Raw genomic sequence first — 23,136 nt, forward strand, 5'->3', positions numbered from 1 at the left:
AGTGGGCCGCACGGGGCGGAGATGCAGATACATGCATTGCTCGACGCCCACCCGTCATCGCACTCCCCTCCGTCGTTCTCGGATCGGCAGGTGATCGATGAGGTCCGTGGCATGAACGGCACCGTCATGGGAGCGGATCCGCGCTCCCAGAGTTGCTGCGGTCACCCTGTGCGGTCCGGCTACGAGCAGCTCGCCGACAGCTGACCGGATTCGCTCGGGCGAAGCCGTCTTGCGGAGGCAACGGGCCACGCGGCGCTGCTCCAGACTGCGGCCGATCATCTTCTGATCGAGCGCCGGGTGAATTGGCAGGATGACCAGGGGCAGGTCGTGCGCGAGGGCGCGCATCGTGGTGTCGTGGCCGCCGTGCCCGACAACGAGAGTGGCGGTCGGCAGGATCTGTTCGTGCGGAACGTAGCCGTGCACTTCGATGTTCGGGCCCGCTGTGAGGGTGCTCGGGTCGACGGACGGCCCGGTAGTGACAACGGTGTGGGCGGACAGTCCACCGACAGCCTCGAGGACGTTCTGCAGGGCCCGCTGTTGCCCGTCGAAGTTGAGACTGCTGAGGCTGACCAGGATCAGCGGATCGCGTTCGGACACGGGTGTCAACGTGGACGGCATCGAATGGTGCACCACCCCGGTGTAGTGGACGGAGACGGGCAGGCTCCTGCGGGAGGCCGGATCGAGTTCCTTCTCGGTCGTTACCAGCGCCAGGTCCGATGACGCCCACAGCCTCAGTGGCCGTTGGCCTTTCAGACGGGCCATCACACGCGTCATACCATGCGTCACGTCTCGATACATGTACTCGTAGTAGGTGTGTACCAGCGTGACACGCATCAGGTTCGCGTCGTCGGCGGCCTGCAGGGCCCCGTACAGCAGGCAATCGACCACGACCACGTCTGTCGGCTCGCACGCGACGGTGTCGAGTAGATCGATTCCGGGCCCGGCGTCGGTGAAGACAGCAAGCGATTGGTACACGCCGGCGATACCGGGATGTCTGGCGGTCGACTGCCAGGGTCGTGCGTGGGTGTAGGCCGTGAAGCGGAAACCGTGGCTTTCGATTCGCCGGCGTTGCTGGGCGTGTCCGAGAAATCGGACCTGGTGACCGCGGTTGCGCGCCTCCGTCGCGATGCCAAGAGCGGGTGGCACGTTGCCGCCGCCGTCCCAGGTGACGAACAGAATGCATGCCATGGGGTGCCTCCAGACGCTCGAGGTCGGGCCCGTTAAAAGCTGCTCGGGCAGTCGGTCCGGCAGTTGGGCTCGCACGCGGCCGAGCTGGGCCTGATCGGTGAGTTCGGCCGACGAGCAGATCGTTGCGGAAACGAGCCAGACGAGAACGTCTGTCGCCGGAGCCCGTTGGGAGAACAACAGGTCACGATCGCCTGCTTCCAATGGGTTCAGGACGTCGCATGAATGATCCGCTCTGTGGTCTACGCGGCAACCTGCGCCCGCGCCACCATCCGGTATGGGCGGGCGGCCCGACTTTCATGTCTACAACGATCGTCTCCGGATTACCGGCCGTCAACAGCCGCGGTACAGCCGATGCGCGTAGTCGCAGCCCAGGATCGGTGCCCATGCCCCTGGGCGGCGAATTCACGCTCCGGCATCCCAGTGGGCCGATACGCAATCTCGATGAACTAGCCATACCTCATGACGCGAGCACCAAAGGCGGGCGCCGCGATGCTCGCGACGCCCGCTACTCGCCGCTTCTTCGACTAAGGGGTGCCGCCGTCGGGGTTCTCCGCGTCCGGGTTCTCCGCGTCCGGGTTCTCCGCGTCCGGATTCTCCGCGTCCGGATTCTCCGCGTCCGGATTCTCCGCGTCCGGATTCTCCGCGTCCGGATTCTCCGCGTCCGGGTTCTCTGCGTCCGGATTCTCACCCGCCGGGGGCTCGCCTACTGGAGGCTGCTCGACCGCCGCCGGCGGGTTCTCGACGACGGCAGGCGGAAGCACCACCGGCGCCTGCTGCTGACCTGCGACCGGAGCCTGCCCACCCCCGCCGGAACCGCCCTGCCCGGTCCCCGACGAACCGCCGCCGCCTCCGTTCGACTCGGGTGCGACAGCCGGCGGTGCGAGCTCCGATGTCGGCGGAGCGGTCGTGGCTGCGGCGGGTGTCGCCTTAGTGGTCGAGCCAGCCGTTTCGGATGTCGGCGTCGGTTCGCTGTCGGACCCGCAGGCCGACAGCGTCAGGAGCGCACAACTTGCCGCGATAACCACCGAGCGTTTCAAGACCGTCTCCTTCGTTCGAGTATCTATCGATCGAACGGAACATACGGGCCGTTTGGTACGTTTTGGCGTCTTTGCGCGGAATCGTCACCCTTCCGACACGAACGGCGAATCAGCTCTTCGCGTTCCTGCGCGCCGCACGCTTGGCCCAGGCATTGCGGACCATCGACAGCGGCGTCGGCGGCACCCAGCCCAGCTGGACCGCCTGACCGAGGTCGTCCCGGGTGGCCCAGTGCTCGATGACGCGGCCGTCTTCGACGCGCAACCAGTGCGACTGCTCGACCGCCAACGATCGCCCCGTGGGCGCGAACACCTGGTCGATCGACCCCTGCTCGTCGTAGACGACGAAGGGTCCGACATGCCTGCCCTTCATGATCGTGTGGACGACAGCGAGGTCGCCCTCGACCACGACATGCTCGACGTCGAACCGCAGCTCGGCGAACGCGGAACGCAGCCACACGGCGGAAGCGTAGAACGCGTCGGGCCCGCGCCCGCGCGTCCGCGGGGGTTCCGTCGCGCTCTCCCGGTTGAATGCGCCCGAGTGGACGACGGAATCGAAATCGGCGCGGCTTCCGTTCGCCATGATCTCCATCGCGCGAACGGCGAGGGATTTCACGTGCTCCGACGGGACCGGTTCCTCGATGCTCACGGTGCACTCCGCAACAGTCAATGGGAACTCTCAGTATTCGACCGCCGCCGACTGGAAGTCAACGACCTGATGCCGGTCCGATCGGGTGCGGGATTTGCGCGCGCCTCAGCGAAACCGCCGTCGACGGCGGTACCGTCGGGGAGGTGATGGGACTGCCTGATGCGATCTCGGCCTGCTTGTTCGATCTCGACGGTGTGCTCACGGCAACGGCGGTGCTGCACCGGAAGGCGTGGAAACGCACGTTCGACGAGTTCCTGAAGCATCGCGAGGGCACCAACTTCCGGCCGTTCACCGACCAGGACTACTACGACTACGTCGACGGACGCCCCCGCGCCGACGGGGTCCGGACCTTTCTCACGTCCCGCAACATCACGTTGCCGGAGGGGTCGCCGGACGATCCACCCGGCGCCGAGACCGTGAACGGTGTCGGGAACAGCAAGAACCGACTGCTGCTGAAAGTCATCGAAGAGGAAGGCGTCAGCCCCTACCCCGGTTCGGTCCGCTACATCAGCGCGGCGTACGACGCCGGCCTGAAGATCGCCGTCGTCACGTCGTCCGCGAACGGCAAGGCCGTCCTCGACGCGGCCGATCTCAGCCGCTACGTCCACGTCCGCATCGACGGGGTCGTGATCACCGAGCAGGGTCTCCGCGGGAAACCCGCGCCGGATTCGTTCCTCGCAGCCGCCCGCGCCCTCAACGTCCATCCCGATCAGGCGGCCGTGTTCGAGGACGCCCTGTCCGGAGTGGAAGCGGGGCGGGCAGGCGAATTCGGCTACGTCGTCGGGGTCAATCGCAACGATCAGGCCGAGGCGCTACGCGAGCACGGCGCCGACGTGGTGGTGAACGACCTGGCCGAACTTCTGGAAAGGTGAGCATGGACGACAAGGGCTACGAGATCTCACCGTGGCAGCTGCGCTGGCGCGGACTGGATCTGGAGGCACTGCACGCCACCGAATCCACCTTCGCACTGTCCAACGGACACATCGGGATTCGTGGCACGTTCGAGGAGGGTGAACCGCGCGGTCTCCCCGGCACCTACCTCAACGGGTTCTACGAGCAACGTCCCCTGCCCTACGCGGAGGCGGGCTACGGCTACCCCGAGGACGGGCAGACCGTCGTGAACGTGACCGACGGCAGCATCATCCGCCTGCTCGTGGAGGACGAGCCCATGGACATGCGTTACGGGAGTGCACCGGCGCACGAGCGCGTCCTTGACTTCCGCTCGGGCACCCTGCGCCGCACCACCGAGTGGACGTCGCCGACCGGGCGCCGGGTGCGTATCCACTCGGAACGACTCGTCTCGTTCACCTCGCGCGCGGTCGCCGCCATCCACTACGAGGTCGAGCCGCTCGATGGCGATATCGAACTCGTCCTGCAGTCGGATCTGCTCGCCAACGAACACATCCCGGCCCGCACGGACGACCCGAGAGTGGCTGCCGCCCTGGACAGTCCACTTGTCTCCGATTTCGCTGCCGCCCACGACTTCAAGGCTGTGCTCGCCCATCACACGAGGGCGTCGGGACTGCGGATGGCCGCGGGGATGGACCACGAGATCGACTATCCCGCCAACGGGCGGTGCAGTATCGAGACCGAAGAGGATCTGGCACGGCTCACCGTCGCTGTCGACATCCCGCAGGGTGAACGCCTGAGGGTGACGAAATACCTGGCGTACGGGTGGTCGGCGCGGCGCTCGACTCCGGCTCTGCGCGGCCAGGTGGAGGGGGCGCTCGCCGGCGCACTCGAAACCGGCTGGGAAACCCTGCTGAAACGGCAGCGCGAGTATCTCGACGCCTTCTGGGAGACGGCGGACGTCGAGATCGACGGCGACGCGGAACTTCAGCAGGCGGTGCGGTTTGCGCTGTTCCACGTGCTGCAGGCGGGTGCTCGCGGTGAATCGCGGGCGATCCCCGCGAAGGGCCTGACCGGGCCCGGATACGACGGACATGCGTTCTGGGATACCGAGACGTTCGTCCTCCCGCTGCTCACGTACACGGTGCCGGACTCGGCCCGCGACGCACTGCGCTGGCGGCACTCCACGCTCGACAAGGCGAAGAACCGTGCCGTGCAGCTGGGGCAGGCAGGCGCCGTGTTCCCGTGGCGCTCGATCGACGGCGAAGAATGCTCCGGCTATTGGCCCGCGGGAACCGCGGCCTTCCACGTGGGTGCCGACGTCGCCGCGGCGACATCCCGGTACCTGGCCGCGACCGGGGACGAGGAGTTCGAAGCCGAATGCGGCGTCGAACTGCTCGTGGAGACCGCCCGGCTGTGGACGTCGCTCGGCCATCACAATGCGCAGGGCGAGTTCCGAATCGACGGTGTCACCGGGCCGGACGAATACACCGCCGTCGCCGACAACAACGTGTTCACCAATCTGATGGCGCAGAAGAATCTGCACGACGCGGCGGCCGCCTGCGAGAGACGCCCCGGCCTGGCGCGCGAGCTCGGTGTGGACGACGAGGAAGCAGCACTCTGGCGAGATGCCGCCGAGCACATGCGCATCCCGTTCGATGACGCTCTCGGCGTCCACCAGCAATCCGACGCCTTCACGCACCACGCCGAGTGGGACTTCGAAGGCACACCACCCGAGCATTATCCGCTGCTGCTCCACTACCCGTACTTCGATCTCTACCGCAAGCAGGTGGTGAAGCAGGCCGACCTGGTGCTCGCGATGTATCTTCGGGGCGACGCCTTCACCCACGAACAGAAGATCGCCAATTTCGCCTATTACGAGGCACTGACGGTTCGGGACTCGTCCCTGTCGGCGTGCGTGCAGTCCGTGATGGCCGCCGAGGTCGGGCAACTTCAACTCGCCTACGACTACCTCGCCGAGGCCGCTCTGACCGATCTCCACGACCTCCACGCCAACGTGGAGAACGGATTGCACATCGCCTCACTCGCCGGAACGTGGATGGCGTGTGTCGCGGGATTCGGTGGAATGCGCGACCACGGCGGCAACATCTCGTTCGCACCGCGGATACCACCACAGCTGGTCAATCTGTCATTCCGGATGACGGTGCGGGGCAGCCAGATCCACGTGGACGTCCGCGCCAAGACCGCAACCTACCGCCTGCTGTCCGGCGAACCGGTGCAGCTCGCTCATCACGGCAGCCCGTTCACTCTCGACTCCTTCCCGGTCACGCGGCCGATCCCCGAACTGCCGATCACCGCGCCCGTGCGACAACCGTACGGGCGCGCACCCGTGCGTCGAGGCTGATCTGACACCCGGCCAGCCCGAACACCGCGGCCGCGAGCAGCAGCGCGGCACACCGAGCCTTCGTTGTGCGACAGTGGTGCGATGAGCCCTGTGGTGACGATCGACGAGTTGGCGGAATCGCTGAGCAGCGACGCTCCGCCGGTCCTTCTCGACGTGCGGTGGGCGCTCGGCGACACCGAGGGCAGGCAGCACTATCTCGACGCGCACATTCCCGGTGCCGTGTTCGTCGACCTGGACACCGAACTGGCCGCCCCGGGATCCCCGGAGCTGGGCCGGCATCCGCTGCCGACGGTGACGGACCTCCAGGACGCCGCACGCCGGTGGGGTGTCCGGGCCGGCAGCCCGGTCGTGGTCTACGACGCCACGGGGAACCTCGCCGCCGCGCGGGCGTGGTGGCTGCTGCGCTGGGCCGGAGTTGCCGACGTGACGATGCTCGACGGTGGACTCGGCGCGTGGACGTCGGCGGGCCACCCCGTCCGATCCGGCGACGAGCACCCACGACTGCCCGGTGACGTCGTGCTCACCGCGGACCACCTGCCGACGCTGACCGCGGACGAGGCCGCCGAACTCGCCGCCCACGGTCGCCTTCTCGATGCCCGTGCCGCCGAGCGGTACTCGGGCGAGACCGAACCCGTCGATCCCCGCGCAGGGCACATTCCCGGTGCCCGCAGCGCCCCGACGTCCGAGAATCTCGGGCCCGACGGACGGTTCGCGCCTGCCGAGGCGCTGCGCGAACGGTTCGCCGCGGTCGGCGCGGAACCCGGACGTCGCGTCGGCGTCTATTGCGGATCGGGTGTGACGGCAGCCCACCAGGTTGCGGCACTCGCGCTCGCCGGCGTTGACGCCGCCCTGTATCCGGGGTCCTGGTCGCAGTGGTCGTCCGATCCCGGCCGCCCGGTCGCCACCGGCCCCGACCCGCGGTGACGGCGAGTCACGCCGTCTGACCGGCCGTCTCCACGTCGTGCGCCGGATAGGCGTGGATGAGGGCGGTACTCAGCTTCGGAACGGCGTACCTGAGTGTGTGTTCGGCGGTGTGCGCCACGCGGTGCGCGTCGCGCAGGCTGGTCGAAGGGTCGACGTCGAGTTCGGCGTCGGCATGCAGGTGGTGCCCGATCCACCGCATCTTCACGCTCCGCACCCCGACCACCCCCGGTTCGGCGGCGAGGGCCCGTTCGGCGGCGTCGACGAGTTCCGGGTCGACGCCGTCCATCAACCGCCGGAACACGTCGCGTGCCGCGGTCCGTAACACGAGCACGATCGCAGCCGTGATGACCAGGCCCACCACCGGGTCGGCGAGCGGAATCCCGACCGCGACACCACCGGCGCCCAGCACCACGGCGAGGGAGGTGAATCCGTCGGTCCGTGCGTGCAGCCCGTCGGCGACGAGCGCGGCGGAGCCGATCCGCCGACCGATCCGGATGCGATACAGCGCCACCCATTCGTTACCGGCGAAACCGATGACACCAGCGAGGGCCACCCACCCGAGGTGGTGGATCGGCACGGGATCGAGGAGGCGGCGGGTCGCCTCGACACCCGCGACGACCGCGGACAACGCGATCATCACCACGACGAACAACCCGGCGAGGTCTTCGGCCCGGCCGTATCCGTACGTGAATCGCCGGGTGGCCGCCCGCCGTCCGAGGGCGAACGCGATCCACAGCGGAATCGCTGTCAGCGCGTCGGAGAAGTTGTGCACGGTGTCGGCGGCGAGCGCGACGGAACCGGACAACGCGACCACGATCACCTGAGCCAGGGCGGTGACGCCCAGCACCACCAGGCTGATCTTCACCGCCCGGATCCCGATCTCGCTCGCCTCGAGTGCGTCGTCGACGCTGTCCGCGGAGTCGTGGCTGTGCGGGGCGAAGATCTCGCGGATCACCCCGCGGACGCCACCCGAATGTCCGTGGCCGTGGCCGTGGGAATGTCCGTGGCCGTTCACGACCCGCCTCCCTCCGCAGCGAGGTCCGCGTCCTCGTGGATGACCTGCAGGTCGCCGGTGGCACGGTGATGTCCCGGGATACCGGGGCCCGCGTGCTCGGCATTGAACACGGCGTCGGTGACCAACTGCTGCACGTGCTCGTTGGCGACGCTGTAGTAGATGGACGTTCCCTCCCTCCGTGTGTGCACGAGCCGCGCCATCCGGAGCTTCGCGAGATGCTGCGAAACGGACGGTGCCGGCTTTCCCACCCGTTCGGCCAGCTCGTTCACCGACAGCTCGCCTCCCACGAGTTGCCAGAGCACCTGCACCCGGGTCGCGTCGGCGAGCATGCGGAAGACCTCGACCACCAGCCCGACCTGGTCTTCGTCGAGCCGACGCCGGCAAGAGCGCATATCTGCATTCATACGCAGATAATAGTTCACTTCGTTTTGTGATGCATCAGACACCGATTCGACTTACTTGCTTGCGCTAACGATGTATATAGTTGCTTGCATCAAGTAAGTCGTCCTTCAGGGGTTGCCATGTCCGTCTCGTCAGTGCCTACCGTGTCGTCCGTATCTCTCGGCACCACCGAAGCGCTCATCGACGAGGTCTTCCTCTTCGGCCGCGTGCTTCGCGACGCCCTGGTGTCGGAAGGCGACGGTCACATCCCGCGCGCGTTGACGGGGGTCCTCCTCGTTCTCGCGGCTCGGGGGGAATGCCGGCAGAACGAACTCGCCACCGAGCTGTGTGTGAGCCAGTCCTCACTCAGTCGCCAGATCACCGATCTGGTGGACGTCGGCTACGTCACCCGGCACTCGGATCCCGCCGACGGACGCGCATTCCGAATACGCGTGTCGCCGGAGGGATTGGCGTACGTCGAGCACGTGAGAACACAGCGAGCCGCACGAATGCAGAAGTTGATGACCGGATGGAACGAGACCGAGGCAGCGATTGCCCTCGAGTCCATCCGGCACCTGAAGGAAACACTCTTCGATCCAGAACACCGGACCGTCACGAGCTCGAACCCGATTGGAACACAAAGCGTATGACCGAAACACAGACTCGGCCGCCGGTTGAAGAAACGACGGCCATGACGCACCGCCAAATCCTCGAAGCCCTCACGGGCCTGCTCGCGGCGCTGTTCACCGCGCTGCTGAGCAGCACGATCGTCGCCACCGCCCTCCCGACGATCATCGGTGACCTGAAGGGCACGCAGACCGCGTACGCCTGGGTCATCACCAGCGCGTTGCTCGCCAATGCCGCCTCGACACCCATCTGGGGCAAGCTCGCCGACCTGTTCAACAAGAAGGTTCTCGTCCAGAGCGCGATCGTCATCTTCGTCATCGGTTCGGTGATCGCGGGCTTCGCGCACAACGTGCCGATCCTGCTGGCCGCGCGCGTCATCCAGGGCGTCGGCATGGGTGGCCTGACGGCCCTCGTCGTCGCCATCATCGGCACCATCGTCGCTCCCCGTGAGCGCGGCCGCTACTCCGGTTACATGGGTGCCGTCATGGCCGTGTCGATGTCGGGTGGTCCGATCCTCGGCGGCGTCATCGTCGACAGCCCCCTCGGCTGGCGCTGGTGCTTCTTCGTGTGCGTGCCGCTCGCCGTCATCGCACTGTTCCTGCTGCAGCGCACGCTGCACCTCGCGACCGAGAAGAAGGACGACGTCTCCATCGACTGGCTCGGCGCCCTCCTGCTGACCGCCGGTGTGTCCATCCTGCTGATCTGGGTCTCGTTCGCCGGCAAGGCGGGCTACTACGAGTGGTTCTCCCGTGAGACGGTCATGTACGTCGGATCGGGTGTACTCCTGCTGGCCGCGACGATCCTCGTCGAAGCCAAGGCCAAGTCACCGATCATCCCGCTCAAGATCGTCACGGAGAAGACCACCGGACTCGCCATTATCGCGTCCGTCGCCGTCGGTGTCGGAATGTTCGGTTCCACCACGTTCCTCGGCCAGTACTTCCAGACCTCGCGTGGCTACACCCCGACCATGGCCGGAGTGCTCACCATCCCGATGGTCGCCGGCATGCTCCTCGGCACGGTCGGATCCGGACAGCTCATCACTCGCTTCGGTAAGTGGAAGCCGTTCGTCGTCGGCGGCGCCGTCCTGATGATCGTCGGCTTCGGATTGCTCGGCACCATCGATCACGAGACCAGCCTGACCCTGGTCGGCGCGTACATCGCGATCATCGGTCTCGGCATGGGCATGCTGATGCAGAACCTGGTCCTCGCGGTGCAGAACACTGTCAGCGTCCAGAACATCGGTGCGGCATCCAGCTCGGTCGCCTTCTTCCGGACCTTCGGTGGCGCGATCGGCGTCTCGGTTCTCGGTTCGGTGCTGGCCACCCGCGTCGCCGACCTGTCGGCCGACGGTTTCGCGAAGCTCGGCATCCCCACCGGGTCGAGCAGCGGCGGCGGAAGCCTGGACCTGACGTCCATGCCCGCTCCCGTGCAGGGTGTCATCCGCGCCGCATACGGAGACGCGACCGGCCGGATCTTCCTCATCGCCGCAGCCGTCGCCGTCATCACCCTGATCGCCGTCATCCTGCTGCCCAACCGCCCGCTGCGTCGCACCATCGACCTGTCGAGCGAGCAGGAGCCCGTCCAGGAACCCGAGTACGCCCCCGTTCCGGAGTACGCACTCGAGCCCGACACGGCACCGATCCAGTCGTCCGACGTCCGCGGCGGCAGGCACGAGGCCCCCGCCGATCAGCGGCAGCCCTTCGCGGGGTTGAGCGCCGACGCCCGGGACCGTCTCCTGTCCATGCTGCTGCCCCAGCCGGAGCGGACGCTGGAAGCGATCGACGAAGCGGAGAAGATCCGCGACGAGGTCAACCGCCTGCGCAACGATCTCAACGCCAAGCTCGTCGAATTCGACGCGGTCTGGGATCGCCTGCGCGAGCTGGGACTGAGCGAAGAGCAAGTGGCCGGCGTCCTCGGCGGCGGCCACGTGACGGACACCGGCAACGGTGCCCTCATCCGCTGAATGAGATGATCGTTCAGTTCCACGACGCCGTCGGCCCGCCCACGTATCCCCCTCTACGTGGGCGGGCCGGCGGCGTGTTCGCTCAATTGACCCGGTTCACGCTGGTGGGCACGTCGAGCAACGTGCTCTACGCTCTCGCGTTCTTCACCCTCGACATGTACGGGTCGTTCGTCGCCAACCTCGTCGGCGTGGTGACCAGCTCGATGCTGGCCAACGAACTCCACCGGCGGCTCACCTTCCGTGCCGTGGACCGCGTCCGCTGGTTCGTCGCACAGTGGGAGGGCGGAACCCTCGCGCTGATCGGCCTGGCCGTCAGCTCACTCGCGCTCGCCCTCCTGCACATGCTCTTCCCCGGCGCCGACGGTCCGGCGCAGGTCGCGCTCGTCATCGCCGTCAGCGCCGTCGTCGGCGGGCTGCGGTTTCTCGCACTCCGCGGGTGGGTTTATGCCTCCGGCCCGTGAGTACTTATTAACCGCCCGTGGTTAACAAGTACTCACGGCAGGGGACGGTGCCACGGACCCGTGATCGCCAGTGTCAACCCCGGCGACTGGATGTTCGCGAACAGGATCTTCCCGTCCGCACTGAACGCCGGACCGCAGAACTCGCTGTCGTTCAACTCGTTCCGCGCCATCGCGAACGGCTCACCCTCCGCTGTGACGCCCACGAGGTGGCTGATCCCTTCGCCGTCCTCGGCGAGGATCACGCCGCCGTACGGCGAGACGGTGATGTTGTCGGGCCCGTCGTAGTTTCCGGTGTCGACCGCGGGATCGGGATTGACGCCGAACAGGGTCTTCAGCGTGACGGTCTGCTTCGCCGGGTCGTAGAACCACACCTGGCCGTCGTGCTCGGCGACGCTGCCGTCGCTGGTCCGTGCGTAGCTCGCGACGAAGTAGGCACCGCCGTCGCCCCACCACTGTCCCTCCAGCTTGCGGCTCCGGGTGACGACGTCGTTCCCGAACTGCTCACGCACCGGCGTGCTCGTCGCGTCACGGTCCTGCACACCTACCCACTGCACGGCGTACACGGTTCCCGGCTCGGTGGCCTGCGACAGGTCGGGGACGTGCGTTCCGCCCTGGAAGCACGCCATCGCCTGGAGAGCACCCGCGGCGTCGCCGCCCGGAGACTGCGCGAGTTCACGCAGCGCATTCGGCCCGCCCCGGAAACCCTGCGGCGGCGTCCACCGGTAGTACAGGCCGTTCGGCCCGGACGCATCCTCGGTGAGGTAGATGGTGCTCGCCGCCGGATCCACCGCCACGGCCTCGTGCGCGTACCGGCCCAGGAACTTCAGCGGCACAGGACTTTTTCCCCTGTTCGCGTCCTGACTCGCCGGGTCCACCTCGAAGACGTAACCGTGGTCGAGCAGGAACCCGTCCTCCCCCGCCCGCGCCTCCGTCTCCTCGCAGGTCAACCACGTCCTCCACGGGGTGATGCCGCCCGCGCAGTTGTTCACGGTGCCCGCGACGCTGACGTACTGGCCCTGCCGTGCGCCGTCGGCGCCGACCGCGGTCGTGGTCGTGCCGCCGCGCGCGCCCGTGTCGTACGTCAATCCGTCGAGGGCGGGTACGCCGAACGGTTCGTCGCTGCCGATCTCGTGATTGGTGACGAGTGTGGAACCGCCGGGTCGCGCGAACACCCCGATGGCGTCGGGATCGCTCGGAACCGGTACGCCACCGTCCAACTGGGTCTCACCCGAACGGGAGACGACGGTGTACGAAAAACCCACCGGGAGCGAGAGAATGCGGTTCGGGTCGGGTACGAGCGGTCCGTAGCCGATCGCCTGTCCCGGCGCCGCGGACGCGAACGCCGGCCGGACTAGGGCGTCGACGCTTCCGGCGAGTGCCACACCGAGGCCGGTGAGCGCGGTGCGACCGAGGAACCCGCGGCGGTTGAGTGGTGCAGTGGACACTGTCTGAAACCTCCATGGTGACGAACCGGGACCCTCGGACGGTAGGGACCGGACTGCCCTGGTTCGTGGACGCACCGTGGCGGGCGCGTGAACCGGGCGAGAACTTCCCCTGTGAGTACTTGTTAACCCCCCGCGGTTAATAAGTACTCACGGGCGTTGACATGTGACTAAATGGTCACCTATTGTCGATTCATGGACGACGATCACGTCTTCAAGGCACTGGCCGATTCGACCCGGCGCCTGATACTCGACCGATTGTTCGCCCAGGATGGTCAGACGCTCACCGAACTCGAGTCGAAGGTCGAGATGACGCGCTTCGGGGTCATGAAGCATCTGCGTGTGCTCGAAGACGCGGGGCTCGTCGTCACGCGCCGCTCCGGCCGGGAAAAACTTCACTACCTCAATCCTGTGCCGATACAGCTGATCCACAACCGGTGGATCGACAAATACACCGAGCGTCACACGAGTGCGCTCGCTCAGCTGAAATCCGAACTGGAGGAAGAGAAATGACTACCGCCGACGCATTCCAGATCTACGCGGTCTACATCAAGGCGACGCCGGAGGCCATCTGGGACGCCATCACCAAACCCGAGTGGTCGCAGCAGTACGGTTACGGCGGCCTCGTCGACTACGACCTCCGCGCGGGCGGTGCGTTCCAATCGCGCGCGGACGACGCGATGAAGGAATACCCGGGCGTGCCCGACGTGATCGTCGACGGCGAGGTGATCGAGTCCGATCCGCCGAAGAAGCTGGTGCAGACGTGGCGGATGCTGATGGACGCCGACAACGTGGAGGGATTCACCACGCTCACCTACGAGATCGTGCCGTCGAGCCGGCCCGGAGTCGCGAAACTGACTGTCACACACGACCTCACCAACGCACCCGGACTGGCCGAGATGGTCGCGGGCAAGCGGGAATCCGAGGGCGCGGGCGGCGGCTGGAACGAGGTGCTGAGCGGAATGAAGACCCTGCTCGAGACGGGGCAGCCGATGGTGAACTGGGGCTGACCGCCGGGTCGGCGGGCGCGAGGGCCCGACATCTGTCGGACGGCCGCAGTAAGCTCCAACCATGACGGCTGCGCAGTCGCTCGACGGGGATTTCCTCGCACTCGCCGACCCTTACCGGCGCGAGTTGCTCGCCCATTGTTATCGCATGATGGGCTCACTTCACGACGCCGAAGACCAGATGCAGGAGACCTTCATCCGGGCCTGGCGGGGGTACGACGGCTACCAGCAGCAGGCGTCGCTGCGGACGTGGCTGTACAAGATCGCCACCAACACATGCCTGACGGCCCTGCAGAGCAAATCCAAGCGTCCGCTGCCGAGTGGGCTGGGCGCTCCCGACTCCGACCCGACCGCCGACCTCGTCGAACGACACGAGGTGCCGTGGCTCGGACCGCTCCCCGACCGCCTCATCGACGACGACGCGAACGATCCCGCCACCGTCGTGACGTCGCGCGAGTCGGTGCGGCTGGCGTTCATCGCCGCCCTTCAGCATCTTCCTGCACGTCAGCGTGCGGTTCTCGTCCTCCGCGACGTGTTGCAGTGGAAGGCGTCGGAGGTCGCGGCGGCTGTCGGTACCACCACGACGGCGGTCAACAGCCTGCTGCAGCGTGCACGTGCGCAACTCGAACTGGCCATGCCGACGGCCGACACTCTCGTGGAACCGGAATCACCCGAGGAACGCGACCTCCTCGACCGCTACGTCGCCGCGTTCGAGAACTACGATATCGACGCGATCGTCGAACTGTTCACCAAGGACGCCGTCTGGGAGATGCCACCGTTCGACGGCTGGTATCGCGGGGGCGCCTCGATCGGCACCCTGATCAGCGGAAACTGTCCAGCCAAGGCTGCGGGCGACATGCGCCTGGTGCCCACGGCGGCCAACGGACAACCGGCCCTCGGCCTGTACATGCGCGGGGAGGACGGCGTCCACCGTCCGTTCCAGCTCCACGTCCTGGACGTCACGGCTGACGGGGTCTCCCATGTCGTCTGCTTCTTCGACGTCGATCTGTTCGAGAAGTTCGGACTACCGGAGACCCCGCCCGCCTGACCCCTACGCCGGCACGGCGGCCGGATCCATCCACATGACCTCCCAGACGTGACCGTCCAGGTCGCGGAACGCGCGTCCGTACATGAAGCCTTCGTCCTGGAGCTTGCCCCACGACGTCCCGCCGGAGGCGAGGGCTTTGTCGACGAGGCTGTCGACCTCCTCGCGACTGTCGGCCGAGATACACATGAGGGCCTCGACGGACTTCGAGGTGTCGCAGATGCCGCCCTCGATGAAGTCCTTGAACCGGGACTCGACGAGGAGCATCACGGACGTGTACTCGTTGATCACCATGGCGGTGCAGGAGTCGTCGCTGAACGTAGTGTTGAACTCGAAGCCGAGTCCGGCGAAGAACGTCTTGGTCGCGTCGAGGTTCTTGATCGGCAGGTTCACGAAGAGCATCCGGGACATGTGATTCTCCTTCTCGGGTTCCGCCCACTGCGGAAGGTCATCGATACAGACCGCAGCGGTGCGCAAAACTCATCGGCGACCGCTCGCCCGATCCCCTCAGCTCTCGGCGAGGTCGAGGAACGAGCCGATGATGATCCGCCCGGCCGCTTCCACGTCGGCCATGTGGGCCCCCGACGGCGCGGTGTCCGGCGGCATGTGGGCCTGCATCACCGGCAGCTGCGCGCGGGTCAGTTCGACGTGGAACTGCAACCCGTACGCCCGGCGGCCGATCGCGAACGCCTGATTCTCGTAGAGGTGACTGCTCGCCAGCCCGATCGCGCCGTCGGGGAGGTCGAAGGTGTCGCCGTGCCAGTGGACGACGGGCACCTCGGCGCCGGCCGAACCGAACACGGGATCGCGCGTCCCGTCCACGGACACGGTGACCGTCCCGGCGCCGTTCTCCGGGGTCGGCCCCCGGCGGATCGCGCTGCCGAACGAGGCGGCGAGAAGCTGCGCGCCGAGGCAGATTCCCAGCATCGGAAGTCCGGCGTCCACAATTTCTTTGATGAAGTTTCGCTCTCGTGGAAGTTGCGGGTGGGTAACGTCATCGAGTGCGCCCATCGGACCGCCCATCACCACGAGGCCGCCGATGTCGTGAACGGCCGGGAGTTCCGACGCCCGGTACATGGGGTACTCGGTGTACCGAATTCCCCGCTCCGCCAGCAAAGTACCGACGAGCGCCGGTCCCTCGAACGGCACGTGCTTTACAACCGCCCATGGCTTGTTCATGCCACAATTCTTACCGAGTAGGGACTTTCGACCCTATGCAGGCCCGAATTCGCGAATTCCGCACTGAGTGCACAAAATTCGGATGTTCACACGGAGTTCACCTTCGGTGTACTCCACCCGAATGACACCATCCAAACTGGACGCTTGTCTAGTGGCATGGCTCACGCGAAACCTGTAGAAATACGACGTCACGCTTTCGTGACCCGTCCCATATCAATTAGTTATCCGGTGGTGGTCCCTGACAAACGGAACGTCACCATCTCCCGTTACCTCAGACCACAGACGAGCCCTCCCGCGATCCGGGAAGTCGTCTACGGGATGGAAAGGGCCCTAGATGCCGCTCCCCATGTCCCCTCTCGACTCGATGTTCCTTCTCGGCGAGTCCCGTGAGCACCCGATGCATGTCGGCGGCGTAGAGATCTTCCAGCTCCCGGAAGGCGCCGACACGTACGACATGCGCGCGATGCTCGACCGCGCGCTCGCCGACGGCGACGGAATCGTCACCCCCCGGCTCGCCAAGCGAGCCCACCGGTCCTTCTCGACGCTCGGTCAGTGGAGTTGGGAGACCGTCGACGACATCGACCTCGGTCACCACATCCGGCACGACGCGCTGCCCGCCCCCGGGGGCGAGGCCGAGCTGATGGCACTCTGCTCGCGGCTGCACGGATCGCTGCTCGACCGCAGCCGCCCGCTGTGGGAGATGCACCTGATCGAGGGACTGAGCGACGGACGATTCGCCGTCTACACCAAGATCCACCACGCGGTCGCCGACGGCGTCACCGCGATGAAGATGCTGCGCAACGCGCTCAGCGAGAACTCGGAAGATCGGGACGTGCCGGCACCGTGGCAGCCGCGGGGCCCGCGGCCGCAGCGGACGCCGTCGAAGGGCTTCAGCCTGTCGGGTCTGGCCGGTTCCACGTTCCGCACCGCCCGCGACACCGTCGGTGAGGTCGCCGGGCTCGTGCCCGCGCTCGCCGGCACCGTGTCCCGCGCCTTCCGCGACCAGGGCGGCCCACTCGCCCTGTCCGCACCGAAGACCCCGTTCAACGTGCCGATCACCGGTGCCCGCCAGTTCGCGGCGCAGTCGTGGCCGCTCGAACGTCTCCGGCTCGTCGCCAAGCTGTCCGACACCACCATCAACGACGTCGTGCTCGCGATGTCCTCCGGGGCGCTCCGCAGCTACCTCGAGGATCAGAACGCCCTGCCCGCCGAGCCGCTGATCGCGATGGTGCCGGTGTCGCTGAAGAGTCAGCGCGAGGCGTCGAACGGCAACAATATCGGGGTGCTCATGTGCAACCTCGGCACCCACCTCCCCGACCCGGCGGATCGCCTCGACACCATCCGGACGTCGATGCGCGAGGGCAAGGAGGCGTACGAGACGATGAGTGCGACGCAGATCCTCGCGATGAGCGCTCTCGGCGCGGCACCGATCGGCGCGAGCATGCTGTTCGGGCACAACTCGCGGGTGCGCCCGCCGTTCAACCTCATCATCTCCAACGTTCCGGGTCCCAGCTCGCCGCTGTACTGGAACGGGGCGCGGCTCGACGCGATCTACCCGCTGTCGGTGCCCGTCGACGGCCAGGGCCTGAACATCACCTGCACCAGCAACGACGACATCATCTCGTTCGGGGTCACCGGCTGCCGCAGCGCGGTGCCCGACCTGAAGTCGATCCCCGCCCGGCTCGGGCACGAACTGCGCGCCCTCGAGCGCGCGGTCGGAATCTGATCCTAGGGACTCTTACGGTCGCTGTGCCCGAGGTGGCGGTCGGGCGCCACCCGGTCCCGGACCAATTGCTTGAGCACGGTGATGTCGGGGAAGCCGCCCTGTTCCTTGCGGTCCCAGATCAGTTCGTCGTCGACGGTGATGCGGAAGATCCCGCCGGTGCCGGGGACGAGCGCGACCTCGCCGAGGTCCTGCCCGAACGTGCCGAGTAATTCCTGCGCCATCCACGCCGCACGCAACAGCCACTGGCACTGGGTGCAGTAGGTGATCGCGACCCGGCCGTCTGCGCTGCTCGTCATCATCGTGCCAGGTTAGCCGAAGGCGCTCCCCCGCTTGCTGTTCGAGTTGCACGGAGGACACCTGTTCGTCATGCGGACGTCAGCATCGTGAGGCAGACTGTCGATCGCCATGCTGTGCCCCCTCGACGAAAGGAAGCCGCCATGTCGACCGCGCTCGAAGAATCGCGTCGCCACGCCATCGAGCTGACCAACGAGAAGATCCAGGCCGTCAAGGACTTCTTCACCAACATCTTCCGCCTGAACACCACGCACCGGACCGAGGCCTGAACACGTGGGGAGGTCTTCGCCGAGAAGGCCTCCCCGTGTTCACCGGATCGTCTCGAAGAACTGCACGACCTCCGCGGTGCGGAAGTGGTCTTCCGAGACGTGCGGTCCGCTCACCTCGACGAACTCGACGGCGTCCGAGCCGCGGCGGAGCATCTCGACCCACGGCCCCGTGACGCCGGCAATGTTCGCCACCTCGTCCTCCCGCGACGCGTACACCCGAATCGGCACTCCGACATAGTCTCCCGGCTCGTGCCGGACGGCGTCCCAGTGCTCGGTCTTCGGTTCGAGGTCGTGCCCGTCCGCGGACACGCGGAAGGCGTCCCGCACGGTGTCGCGTCCGTGTTCGCCCCGTTCCCACACTGCGCGCAGCGACAGCGACGGAGCGATGAACACGGCTCCGTCCCACGCGACCTCCCGCAGGCGTACGGCGTTGGCGGCGGCGTTACCACCCATCGATTCGCCGATCAGGAAGCGGCGTGTCACCGGCCACCGATGCGACACCCACTCGTCCAGTGCAACCACGGCGTCCTGCGCCAGGCGGTTTCCCCACTGGTCGCCGTGCAGGTAGGGGCTGGCGACCAGGTAGCCGGCGTCCAGCAGGCCGTCCCGCAGGCCGGCGCGGTCGTCGATCGACCTCTCGTCACCCGTACGCCCGTGCAGGTAGCACGCGAACGCCGACGGCGTCACCCCGCGCGGCACCGCGACCAGCGCACGATCGCCGGAGCGTGGGACGGTCACCGCGTGCTCGTCGAACGCCGTGCCATGTGCCGTGCACCGCGTCAGCGGTTCGACGGGCTGGGCACGAGGTGTCACCCCGCCACGCTAACAAGCGGAGACGCGACGTGCGTGGCGGGGAATTCGGGCGCGGTATCGGTTTCGCCGAGTCGAGCTGACGCCCGGCGGCACGCTCCTATAATTCGTACCCTGAGCCCTAGTTGCGAGGGGGACCGATGGCCGGCTTCCTGCTACGACGAGCGCTCAACTACGTGGTGCTGTTGCTGCTGGCGTCGTTCCTGACGTTCAGTCTCGCCTCGCTCACGTTCCGTCCGCTCGACAGCCTGGAGCAGCGCAATCCGCGGCCACCGCAATCGGTGATCGACGCGAAGGCCGCCGAACTGCATCTGGACGACCCGATCCCGGTGCGGTACGCGAACTGGCTGGGCGGCGTGGTCCACGGCGACTTCGGCACCACCATCACGGGTCAACCGGTCTCGGACGAGTTGGGTCGCCGGATCCTGGTGAGCATGCGATTGCTGATCCTCGGTTCCGTCATCGGAGCGGTACTGGGTGTGCTGATCGGCGCCGCCGGTGCGATCCGGCAGTACAAGTTCAGCGACTATTTCACCACCGTCCTGTCGCTGCTGATTCTCAGTGCGCCGGTGTTCCTCGTCGCGACCCTGCTGAAATACGGTGCTCTCCAGATCAACTCGGCCACCGGAAGCCAGATTTTCCTGTACACCGGCGAATCCTCGGCCAGCACGATCACCGGGTTCTGGCCGCAGTTCGTCGACCGCGTGCAGCATCTCGTGCTGCCGACCATCGCGCTGGCGTTGGGCAGCATCGCCGGTTACAGCCGGTACCAGCGCAACGCGATGCTCGACGTTCTGGGCAGCGACTTCATCCGGACCGCCAGGGCGAAGGGACTGACCCGGCGGGCGGCACTGCTCAAGCACGGGCTTCGGACGGCGCTGATCCCGATGGCGACGCTGTTCGCCTACGGATTCGGGGCGCTGGTCGTCGGCGCCACGTTCACCGAGACGATCTTCGGCTGGCACGGTATCGGCGAGTGGATCGTGATCGGCATCGACAATCAGGACACCAACATCGTCGTGGCGATCACGTCGTTCACCGGGCTGATCGTGCTGTTGTCGGGACTCCTCTCGGACGTGGTGTACGCGGCGCTCGACCCGAGGGTGCGTGTCGGGTGACCGAGATCCAGATCGCGTCCACCGATGCGGCGGTGTCGGCCGTCGGTCGCCGGACCCTGCTGTGGCGGCGGTTTCTCCGGAACAAGCCCGCCATCGCCGGGGTGTGCGTCCTGGTGTTGCTGTTCGTGGGCAGTTTCGTCGGACCGTACCTGCTCCCCTACGACTATCAGCAACTCGACTACACCGCGCTGCTGCAGCCGCCCAGCGCCGAACATCCGTTCGGCACCAATCAGATCGGCCAGGACGTTCTCGCTCAGACGTTGCGCGGGCTGCAGAAGTCGCTGATCATCGGGATCTGCGTCGCGATATTCTCCACCGCCATCGCGGCGCTCGTCGGTGCGCTGGCAGGGTATGTCGGCGGCTGGCCCGATCGGGTGATCATGTGGCTGGTCGATCTGCTGCTCGTCGTTCCTAGCTTCATCATCATCGCGGTGTTCACTCCGCGGCTGAAGTCCTCGAGCTCGATCGCCCTGCTGATCCTGCTGCTGGCGGTGTTCGGCTGGATGATCACCGCCCGGATGGTTCGGGGAATGACGCTGAGCCTGCGCGAGCGGGAATTCGTCCAGGCGGCCCGGTACATGGGTGCCCCCACCCACAAGATCATCACCAGCCACATCGTTCCGAACATCGCGTCGATTCTGATCATCGACGCGACCCTGAACGTCGGTGCCGCGATCCTCGCCGAGACCGGGCTCAGTTTCCTCGGGTTCGGCGTCCAGAAGCCGGACATCTCCCTCGGGTCGCTGATTGCCGACGGCACCGAATCCGCCCTCACCTACCCGTGGCTGTTCCTGTTCGCGGGCGGTCTGCTGGTGATCACCGTGCTGTCCGCGAACCTGGTGGGCGACGGTCTGCGCGACGCGGTCGACCCCAGTTCGACGCGCGCCCGGTCCCGCAAGAGGAAGACGAAGGCGAAGCGGTGACCGGGCAACCGCTGCTCGAGATCGAGGACCTGCGGGTCAGCTTTCCCAGCGAGGAGGGCCGCATCGAGGCGGTGCGTGGTGTCAGCTACCGCGTCTCCGACGGCGAGGTGCTGGCCATCGTGGGTGAGTCGGGTTCGGGTAAGTCGGTGGCATCCCTCGCCGTGATGGGTCTGCTGCCCGAGCACGCGCGCGTCACCGGCTCGATCCGTTTGCAGGGCCGCGAGTTGCTGGGCATGGGCGACAAGGAGCTGTCGGCGCTGCGCGGGAAGACGGTCAGCATGGTGTTCCAGGATCCGCTGTCCGCGTTGACGCCGGTGTACCGGGTCGGTGACCAGATCGCCGAGGCGCTGCTCGTCCACGGCCGGGCGAGCAGCAAGAAGGATGCCGCGCAGCGCGCTGTCGACCTGCTCGACCTGGTCGGGATACCCGATCCGGCGGTGCGCGCCAAGGCCTTTCCCCACGAGTTCTCCGGCGGTATGCGCCAGCGCGTCGTGATCGCCATCGCCATCGCCAACGACCCCGGGCTGATCATCTGCGACGAGCCGACCACCGCCCTCGACGTGACCGTGCAGGCGCAGATCCTGAACCTGCTGCGCAAGGCCCGCGACCTCACCGGCGCCGGCGTCGTGATGATCACCCACGACATGGGCATCGCCGCGACGCTGGCCGACCGCGTGGTGGTGATGTATGCGGGCCGGGTGGTGGAGTCGGCGTCGGTGCGCGAACTGTTCGCCGAACCCCGGATGCCCTACACCGCAGGCCTACTCGTGTCCGTGCCGCGGATGGACGCTCCGATCCGGAGCCGCCTGGTCTCGATCGCCGGTGCCCCGCCCGCGCTGCATTCGCTGCCACCCGGCTGCACGTTCGCGCCGCGCTGCCCGCTCGCCGTGGACGACTGCCTACTGGCCGAGCCGGAACTCGTCTCGACCGGACGCGGTCATCAGGCGGCGTGCATCCGCGTCGACGAGACGCGCACCCGCGACCTGTTCACGGCGTATCGGCGGGACCAGCCGGCACCCGCCGCCACCGCGGAGACGGCACCCGAGCAGCGCGTGGTGCTGCAGGTGGCCGATCTCGTGAAGACGTATCCGATCACCAGCGGTCTGGTGTTCCGCCGCAAGCGGGGCGAGATCCGGGCGGTCGACGGCATCAGCTTCGACATCAGCGCCGGCCGCACGCTGGCGCTGGTGGGTGAATCCGGCTCGGGCAAATCGACCACGTTGACGCAGATTCTCGACCTGGCCGCACCGGAATCCGGTTCGATCGCGGTGCTGGGCGCCGACGTCGCTGCGCTGAGCCCACACGAGAAGCGCGCGATCCGGCGCAAGATGGCGGTCGTCTTCCAGGATCCGACGGCGTCCCTGGATCCCCGGCTGCCGGTGTTCGACGTTCTCGCCGAGCCGCTCCGGCTGGACGGCCGCAGGCGCGAGGAGGTCGGCCGCCGGGTACCGGAGTTGCTCGACCTCGTCGGGTTGCGCCGCGAGCACGCCGATCGCTATCCGGCGGATTTCTCGGGCGGCCAGAAGCAGCGGATCAGCATCGCCCGGGCGCTCGCCCTCGATCCGGAACTGCTGATCCTGGACGAGCCGGTGTCGTCGCTCGACGTCTCGATCCAGGCCGGGGTGCTCAACCTCCTGCGCGATCTTCAGGAGCAGCGAGGCATGTCGTACCTGTTCGTCTCCCACGACCTGTCGGTGGTCCGCAACATCGCGCACGACGTCGCGGTGATGTACCGGGGCAGGATCGTCGAGTCGGGGACAGCGCAGACGATTTTCGAGGATCCGCAGCACGAGTACACCCGGGCACTCCTCGAGGCAATTCCCGTTCCGGATCCGACGTATTTGGCACACTAAAGCTCAGCGAACTT

General features: G+C 67.0%; 24 protein-coding genes. 14 read left to right on the forward strand and 10 right to left on the reverse strand.

Annotated features, from left to right (window positions below; genetic code table 11):
• Positions 1 to 54: 54 nt before the first annotated feature.
• The 3 genes from HGB39_RS00355 to HGB39_RS00365 all read right to left on the reverse strand — a co-directional run bounded on the left by HGB39_RS00355 (position 55) and on the right by HGB39_RS00365 (position 2,871).
• Positions 55 to 1,365 carry a glycosyltransferase gene (locus HGB39_RS00355; protein WP_247607332.1) on the reverse strand — a complete coding sequence of 437 codons (1,311 nt, stop codon included), beginning with the start codon at positions 1,363 to 1,365 and terminating at the stop codon, positions 55 to 57.
• A 347-nt stretch (positions 1,366 to 1,712) separates the two neighbouring features.
• Positions 1,713 to 2,225 (reverse strand): hypothetical protein, encoded by a 513-nt coding sequence (locus tag HGB39_RS00360; protein ID WP_064080619.1) that lies wholly within the window; start codon positions 2,223 to 2,225, stop codon positions 1,713 to 1,715.
• A 109-nt stretch (positions 2,226 to 2,334) separates the two neighbouring features.
• Positions 2,335 to 2,871, reverse strand: a complete 537-nt coding sequence (locus tag HGB39_RS00365; protein ID WP_043793450.1) for an ester cyclase — start codon at positions 2,869 to 2,871, stop codon at positions 2,335 to 2,337.
• A gap of 146 nt (positions 2,872 to 3,017) precedes the next feature.
• Between HGB39_RS00365 and HGB39_RS00370 the strand changes: the two genes are divergently transcribed.
• From HGB39_RS00370 to HGB39_RS00380, 3 genes are all read left to right on the forward strand, one after another.
• Positions 3,018 to 3,743 carry an HAD family hydrolase gene (locus HGB39_RS00370; RefSeq protein ID WP_005573277.1) on the forward strand — a complete coding sequence of 242 codons (726 nt, stop codon included), beginning with the start codon at positions 3,018 to 3,020 and terminating at the stop codon, positions 3,741 to 3,743.
• Between the two features lie 2 nt (positions 3,744 to 3,745).
• Positions 3,746 to 6,085, forward strand: coding sequence for a glycoside hydrolase family 65 protein (locus tag HGB39_RS00375; protein ID WP_005573278.1), 2,340 nt, complete (start codon positions 3,746 to 3,748; stop codon positions 6,083 to 6,085).
• Between the two features lie 90 nt (positions 6,086 to 6,175).
• The gene (locus HGB39_RS00380) at positions 6,176 to 7,009 is read left to right on the forward strand and encodes a sulfurtransferase (protein WP_005573280.1); all 834 of its coding nucleotides are present in this window, start codon (positions 6,176 to 6,178) and stop codon (positions 7,007 to 7,009) included.
• A 7-nt stretch (positions 7,010 to 7,016) separates the two neighbouring features.
• Here the strand turns inward: HGB39_RS00380 and HGB39_RS00385 are convergent, their stop codons facing one another.
• A complete protein-coding gene (locus HGB39_RS00385) occupies positions 7,017 to 8,024 on the reverse strand; it encodes a cation diffusion facilitator family transporter (RefSeq protein ID WP_005573282.1) in 1,008 nt (335 codons plus the stop codon).
• Positions 8,021 to 8,428, reverse strand: a complete 408-nt coding sequence (locus tag HGB39_RS00390; RefSeq protein WP_039952872.1) for an ArsR/SmtB family transcription factor — start codon at positions 8,426 to 8,428, stop codon at positions 8,021 to 8,023. Before HGB39_RS00390 ends, HGB39_RS00385 begins: the two co-directional genes overlap by 4 nt.
• A 117-nt stretch (positions 8,429 to 8,545) precedes the next feature.
• Here HGB39_RS00390 and HGB39_RS00395 point away from each other — a divergent pair, with 117 nt between their 5' ends.
• The 3 genes from HGB39_RS00395 to HGB39_RS00405 are packed head-to-tail and all read left to right on the forward strand — an operon-like array spanning position 8,546 to position 11,456.
• Entirely contained in the window at positions 8,546 to 9,055 is a 510-nt protein-coding gene (locus tag HGB39_RS00395) for a MarR family winged helix-turn-helix transcriptional regulator (protein ID WP_064080618.1), read from the forward strand.
• Positions 9,052 to 10,995 carry an MDR family MFS transporter gene (locus HGB39_RS00400; protein ID WP_064080617.1) on the forward strand — a complete coding sequence of 648 codons (1,944 nt, stop codon included), beginning with the start codon at positions 9,052 to 9,054 and terminating at the stop codon, positions 10,993 to 10,995. The genes HGB39_RS00395 and HGB39_RS00400 overlap by 4 nt, the downstream gene beginning before the upstream one ends.
• A gap of 5 nt (positions 10,996 to 11,000) precedes the next feature.
• Positions 11,001 to 11,456 (forward strand): GtrA family protein, encoded by a 456-nt coding sequence (locus HGB39_RS00405; protein ID WP_005238131.1) that lies wholly within the window; start codon positions 11,001 to 11,003, stop codon positions 11,454 to 11,456.
• A gap of 32 nt (positions 11,457 to 11,488) precedes the next feature.
• On the opposite strand, the gene HGB39_RS00410 is transcribed toward HGB39_RS00405, so the two are convergent.
• On the reverse strand, positions 11,489 to 12,901 hold the full coding sequence (locus tag HGB39_RS00410) for an alkaline phosphatase PhoX (protein ID WP_064080616.1): 1,413 nt from the start codon (positions 12,899 to 12,901) through the stop codon (positions 11,489 to 11,491).
• Between the two features lie 192 nt (positions 12,902 to 13,093).
• Here HGB39_RS00410 and HGB39_RS00415 point away from each other — a divergent pair, with 192 nt between their 5' ends.
• The 3 genes from HGB39_RS00415 to HGB39_RS00425 all read left to right on the forward strand — a co-directional run bounded on the left by HGB39_RS00415 (position 13,094) and on the right by HGB39_RS00425 (position 14,953).
• Positions 13,094 to 13,411 carry an ArsR/SmtB family transcription factor gene (locus tag HGB39_RS00415; protein ID WP_210752438.1) on the forward strand — a complete coding sequence of 106 codons (318 nt, stop codon included), beginning with the start codon at positions 13,094 to 13,096 and terminating at the stop codon, positions 13,409 to 13,411.
• Positions 13,408 to 13,908 carry an SRPBCC family protein gene (locus tag HGB39_RS00420; protein ID WP_064080614.1) on the forward strand — a complete coding sequence of 167 codons (501 nt, stop codon included), beginning with the start codon at positions 13,408 to 13,410 and terminating at the stop codon, positions 13,906 to 13,908. Before HGB39_RS00415 ends, HGB39_RS00420 begins: the two co-directional genes overlap by 4 nt.
• A 61-nt stretch (positions 13,909 to 13,969) precedes the next feature.
• Positions 13,970 to 14,953 (forward strand): sigma-70 family RNA polymerase sigma factor, encoded by a 984-nt coding sequence (locus HGB39_RS00425; protein WP_005573290.1) that lies wholly within the window; start codon positions 13,970 to 13,972, stop codon positions 14,951 to 14,953.
• Positions 14,954 to 14,956: 3 nt separating this feature from the next.
• On the opposite strand, the gene HGB39_RS00430 is transcribed toward HGB39_RS00425, so the two are convergent.
• A complete protein-coding gene (locus tag HGB39_RS00430; protein ID WP_007300651.1) occupies positions 14,957 to 15,361 on the reverse strand; it encodes a VOC family protein in 405 nt (134 codons plus the stop codon).
• 96 nt (positions 15,362 to 15,457) lie between these two features.
• Positions 15,458 to 16,129 carry a type 1 glutamine amidotransferase gene (locus HGB39_RS00435; protein ID WP_043793453.1) on the reverse strand — a complete coding sequence of 224 codons (672 nt, stop codon included), beginning with the start codon at positions 16,127 to 16,129 and terminating at the stop codon, positions 15,458 to 15,460.
• Positions 16,130 to 16,463: 334 nt separating this feature from the next.
• Between HGB39_RS00435 and HGB39_RS00440 the strand changes: the two genes are divergently transcribed.
• Entirely contained in the window at positions 16,464 to 17,855 is a 1,392-nt protein-coding gene (locus HGB39_RS00440) for a WS/DGAT/MGAT family O-acyltransferase (RefSeq protein WP_005257349.1), read from the forward strand.
• Between the two features lie 2 nt (positions 17,856 to 17,857).
• Here the strand turns inward: HGB39_RS00440 and HGB39_RS00445 are convergent, their stop codons facing one another.
• Positions 17,858 to 18,154 (reverse strand): Rdx family protein, encoded by a 297-nt coding sequence (locus HGB39_RS00445; RefSeq protein WP_064080613.1) that lies wholly within the window; start codon positions 18,152 to 18,154, stop codon positions 17,858 to 17,860.
• Positions 18,155 to 18,292: 138 nt separating this feature from the next.
• Here HGB39_RS00445 and HGB39_RS39520 point away from each other — a divergent pair, with 138 nt between their 5' ends.
• Complete coding sequence (locus HGB39_RS39520) at positions 18,293 to 18,418, forward strand: hypothetical protein (RefSeq protein WP_265147102.1); 126 nt, start codon at positions 18,293 to 18,295, stop codon at positions 18,416 to 18,418.
• A gap of 39 nt (positions 18,419 to 18,457) precedes the next feature.
• Here HGB39_RS39520 and HGB39_RS00450 read toward each other — a convergent pair whose 3' ends face one another.
• The gene (locus tag HGB39_RS00450; protein WP_064080612.1) at positions 18,458 to 19,231 is read right to left on the reverse strand and encodes a serine aminopeptidase domain-containing protein; all 774 of its coding nucleotides are present in this window, start codon (positions 19,229 to 19,231) and stop codon (positions 18,458 to 18,460) included.
• Between the two features lie 137 nt (positions 19,232 to 19,368).
• Between HGB39_RS00450 and HGB39_RS00455 the strand changes: the two genes are divergently transcribed.
• From HGB39_RS00455 to HGB39_RS00465, 3 genes are read left to right on the forward strand one after another with little or no spacing between them, the layout of a single operon-like run.
• The gene (locus HGB39_RS00455) at positions 19,369 to 20,346 is read left to right on the forward strand and encodes an ABC transporter permease (protein ID WP_007300648.1); all 978 of its coding nucleotides are present in this window, start codon (positions 19,369 to 19,371) and stop codon (positions 20,344 to 20,346) included.
• Complete coding sequence (locus HGB39_RS00460) at positions 20,343 to 21,269, forward strand: ABC transporter permease (RefSeq protein WP_005238098.1); 927 nt, start codon at positions 20,343 to 20,345, stop codon at positions 21,267 to 21,269. The genes HGB39_RS00455 and HGB39_RS00460 overlap by 4 nt, the downstream gene beginning before the upstream one ends.
• On the forward strand, positions 21,266 to 23,122 hold the full coding sequence (locus tag HGB39_RS00465; protein WP_064080611.1) for a dipeptide ABC transporter ATP-binding protein: 1,857 nt from the start codon (positions 21,266 to 21,268) through the stop codon (positions 23,120 to 23,122). Before HGB39_RS00460 ends, HGB39_RS00465 begins: the two co-directional genes overlap by 4 nt.
• Positions 23,123 to 23,136 lie beyond the last annotated feature (14 nt).

The organism is Rhodococcus opacus, from assembly GCF_012396235.1.
GTDB classification, from domain to species: Bacteria; Actinomycetota; Actinomycetes; order Mycobacteriales; family Mycobacteriaceae; genus Rhodococcus_F; species Rhodococcus_F opacus.

Excerpts from the sequence above, each read along its gene's own strand:
- HGB39_RS00370 (WP_005573277.1), top strand. The coding sequence starts at position 3,018 with ATGGGACTGCCTGATGCGATCTCGGCCTGCTTGTTCGATCTCGACGGT.
- HGB39_RS00375 (WP_005573278.1), top strand. The coding sequence starts at position 3,746 with ATGGACGACAAGGGCTACGAGATCTCACCGTGGCAGCTGCGCTGGCGC.
- HGB39_RS00390 (WP_039952872.1), bottom strand. The coding sequence starts at position 8,428 with ATGAATGCAGATATGCGCTCTTGCCGGCGTCGGCTCGACGAAGACCAG.
- HGB39_RS00395 (WP_064080618.1), top strand. The coding sequence starts at position 8,546 with ATGTCCGTCTCGTCAGTGCCTACCGTGTCGTCCGTATCTCTCGGCACC.
- HGB39_RS00400 (WP_064080617.1), top strand. The coding sequence starts at position 9,052 with ATGACCGAAACACAGACTCGGCCGCCGGTTGAAGAAACGACGGCCATG.
- HGB39_RS00405 (WP_005238131.1), top strand. The coding sequence starts at position 11,001 with ATGATCGTTCAGTTCCACGACGCCGTCGGCCCGCCCACGTATCCCCCT.
- HGB39_RS00415 (WP_210752438.1), top strand. The coding sequence starts at position 13,094 with ATGGACGACGATCACGTCTTCAAGGCACTGGCCGATTCGACCCGGCGC.
- HGB39_RS00420 (WP_064080614.1), top strand. The coding sequence starts at position 13,408 with ATGACTACCGCCGACGCATTCCAGATCTACGCGGTCTACATCAAGGCG.
- HGB39_RS00425 (WP_005573290.1), top strand. The coding sequence starts at position 13,970 with ATGACGGCTGCGCAGTCGCTCGACGGGGATTTCCTCGCACTCGCCGAC.
- HGB39_RS00430 (WP_007300651.1), bottom strand. The coding sequence starts at position 15,361 with ATGTCCCGGATGCTCTTCGTGAACCTGCCGATCAAGAACCTCGACGCG.
- HGB39_RS00435 (WP_043793453.1), bottom strand. The coding sequence starts at position 16,129 with ATGAACAAGCCATGGGCGGTTGTAAAGCACGTGCCGTTCGAGGGACCG.
- HGB39_RS00440 (WP_005257349.1), top strand. The coding sequence starts at position 16,464 with ATGCCGCTCCCCATGTCCCCTCTCGACTCGATGTTCCTTCTCGGCGAG.
- HGB39_RS00445 (WP_064080613.1), bottom strand. The coding sequence starts at position 18,154 with ATGATGACGAGCAGCGCAGACGGCCGGGTCGCGATCACCTACTGCACC.
- HGB39_RS39520 (WP_265147102.1), top strand. The coding sequence starts at position 18,293 with ATGTCGACCGCGCTCGAAGAATCGCGTCGCCACGCCATCGAGCTGACC.
- HGB39_RS00455 (WP_007300648.1), top strand. The coding sequence starts at position 19,369 with ATGGCCGGCTTCCTGCTACGACGAGCGCTCAACTACGTGGTGCTGTTG.